Source organism: Pseudoalteromonas sp. MMG022 (assembly GCF_021654245.1).
Taxonomy (GTDB): Bacteria; Pseudomonadota; Gammaproteobacteria; order Enterobacterales; family Alteromonadaceae; genus Pseudoalteromonas; species Pseudoalteromonas amylolytica.
Genome location: NZ_JAKFZQ010000007.1, coordinates 169692 through 182353, shown reverse-complemented (window position 1 = coordinate 182353; position 12662 = coordinate 169692). Strand labels below are relative to the sequence as shown.

The window sequence follows — 12662 nt, the reverse complement described above, 5'->3', positions numbered from 1 at the left end:
TAAAAAAGGAATCAAAATGAAAAAACTACTCATGACTGCTTCATTACTTACTTTGTCAGGTTTAGCGTGTGCGCAGGAATACACAATTGACGTCAATTTACAGGTTGAGGAAATTCAATTGGGTTATGAAGAAACCCAGCTATTAAAATTCCCACCTCTTACTGTAAACCGTGCGACGGATGTTGGTGCCATCTGTAATGCGCACTATCTACAACCAAATGTGATTACAACGCCTGAACAATCACTTTGCTTTAGAGCGACAGAAGGTCAGTCGGCATTATTTACACTTCAAGGTGTACCTTATGCCGATATAACATGGCATGCATCTGCACCTGAGCAAATTGTTGATGGTCTGAGCTTCGTTATTCATGATTCAGCGCTTAGAAACGGCAAACTAAATAATGAAGGTGAATTGGTGGTAAATTTCTTAGGTCAAATCAGACTAACTGATAAAGATGCTGCATTACAAGGTGCTGGCGCTAAACAGTTTACTTACGACTTTGTTGCCGCATATCAATAAATAGTCATTGCTAGTGGAGCCCACTCCACTAGCGCTTTTAATCAACTCATTCCCAATCTTTTCTAACGCGAACGTGATTTTTAGAATAGTCAGACTTTTTTGTGCCGCACTGTTGCTCAGTGCTACCTTTGTGGTTGCAGCACAAGATTACCTAGATTATATTTTTGCCGACTTCAAAATTGATAATCGCATTATATCTTCTGAGCTTGAGCTAGTGACGCGCGATTACAGAGACTTTTATCTTGCCTTAACAAGCTTTAATGAGCACTTAGCTTGTACGCTCAAATTAGACAGTGATGCACGCCTGTTGAGTGGTGACTTTTGGGGGCAAACCATTTCACTGAATTTAGAGGCCCAAGCATTCCTCGTGGATGAAGACGATGTGTATTTGAATATCAATGTGCTTACTTATTTTCCTTTAGAATATGAATTTAATCACGCGAAGCAATGGCTCTCCATCTTTACCGACGGTAAACACCCCAAGACTCAGGAAATTATACGTGAGCAACGTAAAAACTTAATTGAAGCAATTAAAGAGCGACAAAAAGAAGTATTGGTTAAAAGTGATAGATACGAAATTTTTACGCCGCCTAATCTGGATATAAACCTAGGGATAAAAAATAAAGACAAACTAGAACAAGCTATGTATGCGCAAGCAACGGGCGACTTTCTTTTTCATCAAGGCAGTATTCAAATAAGTACCAGTAGCAACCAAAAGCCACATGGTCGTGCCATCTTTGCGCGCAAATTAGATGTTGGATTAACGCCGATGAGTTACGAGTTTGGTGATATAAAAATACCGCAGTCAGCGTTTATTCCAACAGTGTCATCTGGTTTAGGTTTTTACATTGGACAAGATGCGCGACGTAGCCAAAAGCTCAGAGATAATGTCAATGGATATACCCTTCCTGGCAGTGAAATAGAATTACACCAAGGGGACTATTTGGTGGACTTTACTGTGGCAGATGAAAGTGGTTATTACGAATTAGGTAAGCTGGATTTTAGGCGCTCTGAAACGTCATACTTCATTAAAATTATCGCTCCTGATGGCAAAACAACGCGCCAAGAAATTAAAAAGCCGACTTGGAAAGGCTTAAAAGTCGGGCAATGGTCCCCTGAATTTGTGTACATGGATGCAGGGGCCTATGTGTTAAACAAAACGCGTTCAACGCGCGATGACCGCTTTGCCATGATTGGCAGCAGTTATGTGTTTGATGAAGAACAGCTTGTTAGAGGGGGCGTAGAATGGCATAAAACTAGTTCAGGTACTTATAATGTCCCATTTGTTGACTATGAGTTTATCAGTCAGGATGGCTCTGAGCTGTCGAGTAAAATTGGCTTTGCTGACGCATGGTTACATGAAAACCGGCTCAAGTGGGTTGTCAATTCAGCTCATTCACTAGACCTTCAAATAGCGCGTAGCAAGGCTTACGACAATATACAAAATAGGAAAACGTTAGGGTACTACTTCACTGATGACAAGCGACGCTTTCAATCTGTGTATTCTTACTCTTCAGGTATGGGGGTAACTGAGAAATCAGTGATTTCTCAGTTAGGGCTGAGTGATGTAGATAAAAGCTTTTTGCTGACTTGGGATAAGAAAATTGTCAGTCAAAGTGCCGATAGAGTAACTTTAGTAACATCGGCAAGTGGTACATGGGGAGCGGTCAACTTGTCACTGACCAGAGAATTTCAACAGCAACATCAAGATTACCTATCGTTGAGTTATTCAAAACTCATCAATGGTTATAGCTTTTCCGCGTCAACCTCTTACTCTACGAGACAATCTAAAGTTGCTACCTATATGCGTTTATCTAAATCGTGGGGGAAGCTCTCTAGTAGTTTTTCAATCTCAAAATCAGAAAGTCAACCACTCATAGTGGGGTTGAATATCGCCTTTTCATTTAATGCGAAAGCGCCGTTTGAAACCCTCAATAGTCGTTCATATCGCAATGGTGCTACGATAAAAAACTGGGCATTTTTGGATGGAAATTATAATGGCAAGTGGGATGAAGAGCTCAATGAACAAACCATTCCAGGCGTCAGGTTAGAAGCGAGATCAAGCGTTACAGCAGATATAGAAATTGATGAGCGTTCTCATCTGTTTGGGGTGGACGCGTATGACCCATCTTTATTTCAAGTAAACTCGGAGCAAGTCGATAACCCATTCTTAATTCCGCTTTACCCATCAATTCAAGTCGAATCTCATCCAGGCGGTCGAGTAGATGTCGCTATCCCATTACAGTTGTTTTATGAAGCGGAAGGGGAAATAATTTTGCTAGATAAAACGGGACAAGCGAGCCGTCATACTGGCTATGTTGCTTTGGAGCTTGTTGATCTCGACTCAAAAAGTGCGCCTGTTAGAGTGGCTTACACGGAGAAAGATGGCTTTTATATCATCGATAAAATCAAGCGTGGACGCTATACATTGCGCGTATCAAAAGAATACCTTGATGAGAACAATATAACGTGTTCGCCCTGTGAGTATTCAATTGACACGCAAAGTGCTGATGACTTTATTATGTACGTCAGTGATATTGTGTTGCGAGCGCGCGAGGTTAACAGTAATGAAGAGTGAACCGCTAAAAATTATAAATAAATCAAGGCGCTTTTCTTAAGAGTTTAGCGCAAATCTAAAATGCCAGTCACCGATAGAAAAATGGGTAATTGCCAAAATTAAGCCTGAGCTATGGCAAATGACGACTTACAATTCACACAATAAATGTGAAAAGCTATAAAACAGGACGCATTAATGCGTAGTATGTGGAGTGTTCATTTTTGAACGCAACTTAGCTGCCTTTTTAAGGCAGTATTTAATCTATTCATATAAGGAAATGTATTTATGAAGCGGGTAACACTATTACTATGTGGGAGTTTTTTGCTTTTTATTCAAAGTGCTTTGGCGAGCGTTAGCACTGACAAGCTAATGGCGTATTGGTCTGGGGCTGTATTTGGCGACCAAGCCGAAGATGTGTCTGTGAACACACATTGGGGCAGCTTAGTTGGCGGTATGTCCTCAAGTGCAGGTGTGATTGGCAATGGGTTCAGTTTTGATGGTGCAAATGGGCACATCAAAGTGGCTGACAGTGATGCATGGGACTTCTCTAACCAAGACTTTACGATTAGTTTTTGGATTAATCCTCGCGCTTATAACGCATCCTACACACGGGTGATGACTCAGTGGCAGTGGAATGGCGGAAGCAACCGTGCTTGGCAGTTTTATATTAACAGTGGCAGGCTCACGTTTGCTGCCAATGGCGCTTTTAGTATCAGAACGGCGAGTCAGCTGGCGACAAATCAGTGGCATCATATTACCCTTACGCGCACAGGTTCGGTAGCGAGGATATACATCAATGGTGTTGTAGATGCAACACATAACAGCGCAGGTGCAACATTAAACAACTCCAGCACTTTTATGCTAATCGGCGCTGTAATTGATAGAAATGGGGTAACGGCTCATTCAGGTGATATGCTCAATGGACAAATGGATGAAATTCGAGTCTATCACAGAGCACTGACCGACACAGAGATACAAGTGTTGGCAGATCCAACAGCGCAGGAGCCTATTTCATGGCAGCCTGAGCCTAATACAACCTCATTATTTTATCCTGCGGCGACCAATTGCAACATGGAAGATGATGTATCGACGCCGGTTGCACACGCCTACCGAGGTAGCTACGAAGTTTCGCAGGGTAAAATCATGACCTGTAATTTGCCTGTGAACCCAGGCAAATATATTGAGCGTATTGTGTTTGACCACCTTGCAAACGAAATGGTCAGTCCGCAGTGCAAAGTGGGCATTATCAACGCAACGAGAGGTAGTACCGCGACAAATACTCACCTGATGATGCTGTCAAAAGACGGCGGCTTGGTTGACGTATTCGTGTACGAAGATTTAGGCATAGCAGAAGCATACAGCAATGGTCATCCACACAACACGTTGGTTTTGACATGCGAACATGGCAGCTTCTCGGCTGACTCTTGGGTCCGCTATGGTGTGATCCGTGTGGATTATGCCGTTGAGCAATAATACCTAAGTGCTTGCTATAAAGCTGGGTTGTATACCCCAGCTTTATTTTATTGCGTGATATGCACATAAAACCTTTGTTGAAGTGATTGTGTTAATTGGCTAATGTACCTAAAACAAAAATAAAAATTAGGGAAGACACATGAAGCCACTACTTTTCGCGATGTTGGTTGTATGCAGCTGGAGCGTTTACGCTGATGATATAGCCAGCCTAAACAAGCAACAGCTTGAACGCAAAATAAAAGAAGTGAATACCTTACAAAACGCTATCTTGATGAAAGGCTCACAAGTGACGGATGTAGATGTGCTGTTTGAGCACTTTACCGAGGACTTTGAGTATATTCATCAGGGGTACGGTGGCCGTTATTCTCGCCAGCATTTATACAACAATTACGTGAAGTTTCTTAAGGCAGGTCAGTATCAATATACAACACCACGCTACCAGATTGTGACGATGATAGTAGGCCACGATGCGGTTTCGGTTGAGCGTCAGCAATTATATGAAGGTAAACCTGAAAGTCATTTAACGGTTTTCGAGTTCAAAGGCTCTAAAGTTTCCAAAATTATTGAATACTGGAAATAACAGCAAAAAGAAAGTGAGCATAAATTTGTATGGATAGGATAGTTTACCCAACGGCTTTAAAAGCGGGCAGTAAAATTGCTGTCACGGCATTTTCTGCTGGAGTCAGTGAGGCTTTTCACCCACGCCTAGAGCTTTCGTTGGCTTACCTGCGTGATAGCGGGTTTGAAGTCATCAGTGGTGAATGTTTAAAAGAAAATAACCAGCATGTGAGTGCTTCAGATCAGCACAGAGCACAAGAGTTAATGACTTTTCTGTGTGACGACAGCATTGATGGCATTGCTCCTCCTTGGGGTGGAGAGTTTGCCATGGAAGTTTTGCCGCTATTAGATTTTGAACGTTTAAAAACGGCCAAGCCCAAGTGGCTATTTGGCTTTTCGGATATCAGTACCGTGGCTGTAGCACTGACAAGTCGATTAGGCTGGTCCACCGCGCACTGTGCAAATTTAATGCAGCTCATCGGCAATGAATCAGAGGCATTGACCGCTGCGACAATTCCTCATCTGATGCACGCGCAACGAGGGTATGATTTTGCGCAGCGTGCCTCAAGTCACTACCAATTACACGGCAAGTCATTTGCGGATAATCCTCATACAGTGCTCAATGCCACACAGCCAAATGCATGGAAAACAACATCATACAGCAATCAAGCTACTATCCGAGGTCGGTTAATCGGTGGCTGTTTGGACACTCTACAGCATTTACTTGGGAGTGAATATTGTGACCTAAGCGTACTACAACACCGCTATGGTGATGATGGTATTGTGTTGTATCTAGAGAACGCTGAGTTGACCTCCACCGCATTAAAACGCGCCTTATTGGGCCTGAAGCTTAAAGGGGTGTTTTCACAAATTAATGGTTTGTTGATAGGACGAAATGCCCAAATGGAACAAGGCGTTAAGGATATCAGTTCACAGCAAGCTTTGCTGGATGTGGTAAGTGAGCTTTCTATTCCAGTGATTTATGACATGGACATCGGCCACTTGCCTCCTAATTTAACCTTGTTCAATGGAGCAATGGCACAGGTGAGCCTTGATAACGGCATCGGAAGTGTCAGGCAGTGGTTGCGTTAGGTACAATCAACCGAAATATTCCTTCTTGGGCGCACTTTGCTCTATGTAAGGCTATGTAATTCGCTTTTTGGGATTACTGAGCTAGCTTTACATGCACCCGCAAAGTAGCGGCGATATGACGGACTGTTCTGTCATATTTTCCTAGGAGGAAGCAACCATGGATAACCATCAATCACGCGCTAAGTTTTTACATAGCCACCCCAAGGCTAAAGCACATGCAGCCCTTGATAGTGCGACCAATCAACAACTAAAAGTCACCCCTGGGCCAATCAAGCTTACCGCTGGTAAGTTTGCTGGCAAAAAGGCCATTATTATCGGTGCAGGTGTGTCTGGATTAACAGCGGCTTATGAGCTGCTACAACAAAAAACGGGTATGGACGTGACCATACTGGAGGCACAAAATCGCACCGGAGGGCGCTGCTTAAGCTTGCGCACGGGTGATACCCTCACAGAAGATCAAGACAGTCAGCTATTTCAGTCAAAACCGGGACAAACCCAAGTGGTCCGTTTTCAACAACCTCTAGGTGATAATCAGCCATATCTCAATGCGGGGCCTGGACGCATTCCATCAAGTCATAAGCGTTTACTTTCATACCTTAAGCAGTTTGGGGTTGATGTAGAGGTTTATGTGATGAACAGTGAGTCAAATCTGGTACAAATGAAAGACAGCTTTAACGGTATGCCCTTGGTGTATCGCCGTTTAGATCATAATACTCGTGGCTGGCTCGCACAATTGGTCTATGACAACGCTGAACAGCTGATACAGGCAACGGAGTGTCAGGTGGCACCACAAGACATCACAATGCGTGCCAAACAGCTCAAAGAGCTGATGATAAGCTTTGGTGAACTCAGTGAAGATGGTAAATATGTGACCACGGCAGGGCAAGCAGGGTTGGAAAATGGTAAAACGCGAGCAGGCTTTACCGAACTACCCGGTGTACAGGCCGGCGTTACAGCGGAGCCTTTAAGTTTTAATAGTTTACTCGACTCGCAATTTTGGGACAAAACTCGCTTCTACCAACCTGTAGACTTTTTATGGCAGGCAACATTGTTTCAACCTGTAGGTGGGATGGATCAGGTGCAACATGCGTTTGCTCGACAGGTTGCAGCACTCGGTGGCACCGTGCATTTGAATAGCCCAGTAAAACATATCGAGTGGGACAATGATTGCCAGCAATATAAGATTTCAGTAAGCAAGATAGGCACTACGCAGTTGGATGTGTACTACGCCGACTACTGTTTTGTGAACATGGCGCTGCCGTTTTTAAAAGAGATCCTTGATGAATCATTACAGGATGTTCATTCGGATAAAGGACTAGATAAGCCTTTTAAACAAGCACTTCATGCGGTGTATAGTGCGCAGTTTTTTGATGATAAAGGACTGTATCAAGAGAAATTTCTCGCCTGTACAACCAAAGTTGGCTGGCAAGCGGATCGTTATTTATGGCAAGGCAGCCAAGTTGATATGAGAACGCCGCCTCATTGCCAAGAACAAGTACTGACGGTGCCAGACTCAGAAGTGGGTGTCGTGCCTATTTTCGGCGGCATTTCTTGGACCGATGATGAAATTGTTCAGATCTGGTATCCATCGTGTGACTATCACGACCAAAAAGGTGTGTTAACCGGAGCTTATAACTTTTCAGAGGTCGCTTATGAATGGGGCAAGTTAGCCATTGACGAGCGGTTGAAAAAGGCGCGTGCAGGGGCCAAGTTATTTGGCAATGCTTTTGGCGAAGGTTTAGAGCTCGGGGTTGCAATCGCGTGGCAAAATGTGCCTTACATTAAAGGTGGTTGGGCGCAATGGCATGCGGTTGATAAGCATGCGGGTAATGCGGTAACGCACTTTAATACACTGGCACAAGGCAGTCGTATTCATACGGGTCATAGCCAAACACAACCCAACTTTTTTGTCATTGGTGATCAACTCTCTTCTCTACCGGGCTGGCAAGAAGGCGCGATTGCTGCAGCACTCAATGCGATTAGCCGTGTTGAGCGGCCCGACTTAGCTATACCCCATTTATCTTCTCTACCAGATACCCGCCTTATGGTTGAAGGTATTTAAGCGTACGCTGCAAGTTGCAGATGGTGACTTGCAGCGCACTTGCTGAGTTAATCGGTACTGAGCTCATAAACTGTCTTTAAATTAATTACCTACGTTTGAAGTGCTTTGGCTTATCTGGTCTATTATTAAGCTAACTTTGCGTTAAAAACTGGCGTTACTCGCCATATCTTCTAGGAGCTTAAGATGGGACTTGTTAAGAAGCGCTTGATGTTATGTGGGTGTTGTTTACTACTCGCGTGTAGTCCAAAAGAACAAGAAAGTGATCAGACAACACAGCTACGCCCTGTTAGAACACTCACTGTGGGCCTGTTTCATGCGGGGCCCGTCCAAGAGTTTCCTGGCGTGGTTGATGCGGCGAATACTGCTGAGTTGTCGTTTAAGGTGTCAGGGGAGGTGACGAAGCTACTCGTTAAACAAGGGCAGGAAGTAAACAAAGGTGATGTTATAGCGGTATTGGATGACACCAGCTATAAACTGGCTTTCGATGAGGCGCAAGCATCGTTTGATAAAGCCAGTGCTGATTTCGGTCGCGCAGAAAAGCTACTTAAAACCGGCACCATTTCTCAGTCTGATTACGACCAGCTCAAACTACAATACGCCAGCGCAAAAAACAAACTGGCAACCGCCAAAAACAATCTAGAATACACCACGTTGCATGCATCGTTCAGCGGCGTTGTGGCGCGTACACACATTGAGCAGTTTGAAGAAGTTCAAGCCAAGCAGTCAATCGCAACACTGCAAGACATCAAAACCGTCAATATAAAAGTGAATGTGCCTGAAAGCATGATGATCACGGTGTCAAAAGATGTACCCAAACAAATTTATGCTGAGTTTTCAGCGATTGAAAATGCGCGTTTCCCACTGACCTTTGTGGAGGTCAGCACCAAAGCCAACGAGGTGACTAATACCTATGAAGTGACGCTCGCCATGAGTCCGCCCTCAGGGTACAACATTCTACCGGGTATGACCGCCAGAGTTTTCGCCAGTGAAGTATCAGCCGATCAGCAAGCTATCTACCTACCCATTAACACCGTGCTAAAAGATGATGTCGGTAACTATGTTTGGACTGTTGAAAGCGTGGGTGATGGCAAAGGCAAAATCAACAAAACCACCGTAACACTGGGCGAGATGACCAAATACGGATTTCAAATCATCAGTGGTTTATCACCTGGTGAACAAGTGGTATCGGCCGGTATGAGTAAGGTAAATGATGGTCAAATGGTTAAGTTCAGTGGAGGCGAGCCGTGAATATTACTCGTTTAGCGCTAGAGAACGACCGCACCGCATGGGTTATTTTTGCTTCTATGTTGCTGTTTGGTATCTTGGCATTTAACAAAATGCCGAAAGATTATGATCCTGGATTTATTATTCGCACCGCTCAAGTGGTCACCTATTTTCCTGGTGCAAGCCCACAGCGTGTAGAAGAGTTGGTCACCGATCAGATTGAAAAGGTAGTTCAACAAATCCCCGAACTAGACTTTGTAAAGAGTACCTCCAAAACTGGCGTGTCGATCGTCAGTGTTAACATCAAAGAAAGTTACAAAGATATGCGCCCGATTTGGGATAATCTGCGGCGCAAGATCCAAAGTATTGAAGGTGATTTACCAAACGGCAGCCAAACGCCCATAGTCAATGATGAGTTTGGCGACGTGTTTGGGATTGTGATTGGGCTAACAGCCGAAGGCTACAGCTATCGTGAGATGCAAGATGTGGCAGAACAAGTACGTGATACCTTCTTGCGCCTACCAGAGGCGGCAAAAGTTGAAATCTACGGCACCCAAGAGCAGCGCGTATTCATTGAATTTGAAAATAGTCGCTTAGCAGCGTTAGAACTGTCTGCTGCAAACTTAAAAGAGCAGCTCAGAGCCCGCAATATCGTCAACCCAGGTGGCACTTTATATGTGAACGACGAAACGCTGGTGGTCGAGCCTAGCGGTAACTTTGAGTCGGTGTCAGAAATTGCCAATACCATCATAAATATCCCTGGTAGTGAACAAGTTATTTTACTCTCTGATATCGCTAAAATTTATCGAGATCATATTGAACCGCCTCAGCCGAAAGTGAGAGTCGAGAGTGAGCGAGGGTTGACGATAGGCATTTCGATGCGCAAAGGCGGTAATAATCTGGAGTTGGGTAAGCAGGTTAAACAGAGCATTAGGCGTTTGGAAGGTGTTTACCCAATCGGCGTGGAGTTTAAGCTGCTGTCTTTTTTACCACAGGAAGTGGAAAAAAAGGTCAATGACTTTGTGTCCAACCTTGTACAGGCCATTTTGGTAGTAACAGTGGTGATGTTATTTACGTTGGGCCTGCGTACGGGGTGTGTGGTTGCCAGTTTAATACCAATGAGTATGGTATTTGGCATATTGGTGATGTCTTTTTTTGATATCAGTATCGATCAGATTTCTTTGGCGGCGCTTATCATCGCCTTAGGGATGTTGGTAGACAATGGTATCGTTATGTCAGAAAACATCATGGTACAAATGGAGCAAGGGCGGCGTGCAATCGACGCCGCGGTTGACTCTGCGCAAGAGCTAAAGATCCCACTACTAGTTTCATCACTCACCACTGGGGCCGCATTTTTGCCGATTTTTTTGGCTGAGTCAGCGACAGGGGAGTACACCGCGTCTTTATTTAAAGTGGTGACAATTACCTTGCTGTGCTCATGGCTACTTGCGTTGACGATGATCCCTATGCTGTGTGTGAAATTTGTAAAAGTGAAGGCGCAGCAACAAGAGACATTTAACAGTCGCTGGTATAAAAGTTATCGCGCCATCTTAACGAGTTTGATGAAACATCGCTGGCTAGCGGTGGGAGCAAGTGTTTTGTTACTGGTTATAGCGATTCAGGCTTTGCAGTTTATACCTAAGTTGTTTTTTCCCCCCTCGGATCGTGCCTATTTTAAAATCGAATTAGAGCTGCCTGTAGGAACGCGCTTAGAAAGTACAGAGGCACTGGTAAAAGACCTAGACAAATTTTTAGAAGATGAGTTGCAGGTTAATGAGCAGCGTCCAGAGGGAGTGACCAAATGGGTGAGCTACATTGGCAATGGTGGGCCAAGGTTTTTACTCAGTCATAACCCGGAACCAAACAGCACTAATTACGCGTTAATGATAGTTTCTGTGACGTCGTATAAGTTGATTGATGACCTCATGGCCAAGGTTGAACGCTATGGCTTTGAGAACCATCCTGATTTATTACTTAAACAACGTAAGATTGAAAATGGTGCTGCGATTGAAAACCCTGTGGAAATTCGCGTCATGGGGGAGGACAAGGCACAGTTGATGGATATTGCTCAGCAGATAAAAGCCAAAATGCAGCAAACGCCGGGACTGAAGTCGTTCAGTGATGACTGGGGCTTGCCCATTAAAAAACTAGAGATCAATATCGACCAAGCAAGAGCACGTCGTGCTGGGGTATCAAGTGAAGATATTGCGACCTCTTTGCAAACAGGGCTCAGTGGTTTGGAGCTGACTCAGTACCGAGAAAAAGAAGATACCATTCCAGTGATTTTACGCTCTGTTGCGGCTGACAGACAGGACATTGCCAAGCTAAAGGCTATGGCTGTGTACTCGCAAGCTTCTGGCAATTCAGTTCCTTTACAGCAGGTTGCGGATGTTAAAGTGGTATGGGAAAGTGCGCAAATTTTCCGTCGTGATAGAGTCAAGTCCATCGTACTGGGCGCTCAAGTCCAAGGTATTACCGCCAACGAAGGATTTGCACAGTTAACGCCTTGGCTAAATGAGCAACAAAAAAACTGGCCGTTTGGCTATACCTACGAACTGGGCGGGGAAGCTGAATCATCTGGTAAAGCCAATCAATCTATCGCAGAGAAGTTACCGATAGCGGTGTTGATCATTGTACTTTTGCTGGTGGCACAATTTAACTCGATCCGTAAATCTTTGTTGGTGTTAGTCACTATTCCATTAGGATTTATTGGAGTGGTTGCTGGGTTATTTATCGGCCAGTCATTCTTTGGTTTTATGACACTGTTGGGAGTCATTTCGTTGGCAGGTATCGTGATCAACAATGCAATTGTCTTGCTCGAGAAAATAAAAACAGAACTCGACAGTAGCCCTGACGATCCGGTAGGGGCGATTATTATGGCCTCTCAGGCTAGGATGCGGCCAATTTTATTAACGACAGCAACGACGGTGTTGGGGTTATTACCGCTTTATCTAGGCGGCGGTGAAATGTGGGAGCCCATGGCGCTGAGTATCATGGGCGGGTTACTATTTTCAACCTTGTTAACTCTGGGGGTTGTGCCCGTGTTATATGCGTTATTGTTCTCTGTGCCTGAACAAAAAGCGTCAGTATAAATAAAAGGATGCACTATTAGCTGTTTGTTACCTGAAAATAGATGTGGACGCTATTTATAAATGAGCGCATTGTAAATACGCAGA

The 12662-nt window shown here is 44.3% G+C and carries 8 protein-coding genes; all 8 read left to right on the top strand.

The window, feature by feature from the left end:
- Positions 1–16: 16 nt before the first annotated feature.
- The 8 genes from L1070_RS08885 to L1070_RS08850 all read left to right on the top strand — a co-directional run bounded on the left by L1070_RS08885 (position 17) and on the right by L1070_RS08850 (position 12578).
- Positions 17–520 (top strand): hypothetical protein, encoded by a 504-nt coding sequence (locus tag L1070_RS08885; RefSeq protein WP_070986312.1) that lies wholly within the window; start codon positions 17–19, stop codon positions 518–520.
- Positions 521–593: 73 nt separating this feature from the next.
- A complete protein-coding gene (locus L1070_RS08880) occupies positions 594–3098 on the top strand; it encodes a hypothetical protein (RefSeq protein WP_237125293.1) in 2505 nt (834 codons plus the stop codon).
- A gap of 264 nt (positions 3099–3362) precedes the next feature.
- Positions 3363–4550: a LamG domain-containing protein gene (locus L1070_RS08875; protein ID WP_237125292.1), complete on the top strand. Its 1188-nt coding sequence runs from the start codon at positions 3363–3365 to the stop codon at positions 4548–4550.
- A 139-nt stretch (positions 4551–4689) separates the two neighbouring features.
- Positions 4690–5130, top strand: coding sequence for a hypothetical protein (locus L1070_RS08870; RefSeq protein ID WP_237125291.1), 441 nt, complete (start codon positions 4690–4692; stop codon positions 5128–5130).
- 29 nt (positions 5131–5159) lie between these two features.
- On the top strand, positions 5160–6200 hold the full coding sequence (locus tag L1070_RS08865; protein ID WP_237125290.1) for a S66 peptidase family protein: 1041 nt from the start codon (positions 5160–5162) through the stop codon (positions 6198–6200).
- A gap of 157 nt (positions 6201–6357) precedes the next feature.
- Positions 6358–8262 carry an FAD-dependent oxidoreductase gene (locus L1070_RS08860; protein WP_237125289.1) on the top strand — a complete coding sequence of 635 codons (1905 nt, stop codon included), beginning with the start codon at positions 6358–6360 and terminating at the stop codon, positions 8260–8262.
- Positions 8263–8445: 183 nt separating this feature from the next.
- Complete coding sequence (locus L1070_RS08855) at positions 8446–9510, top strand: efflux RND transporter periplasmic adaptor subunit (protein ID WP_237125288.1); 1065 nt, start codon at positions 8446–8448, stop codon at positions 9508–9510.
- Positions 9507–12578: an efflux RND transporter permease subunit gene (locus L1070_RS08850; protein WP_237125287.1), complete on the top strand. Its 3072-nt coding sequence runs from the start codon at positions 9507–9509 to the stop codon at positions 12576–12578. Before L1070_RS08855 ends, L1070_RS08850 begins: the two co-directional genes overlap by 4 nt.
- Positions 12579–12662 lie beyond the last annotated feature (84 nt).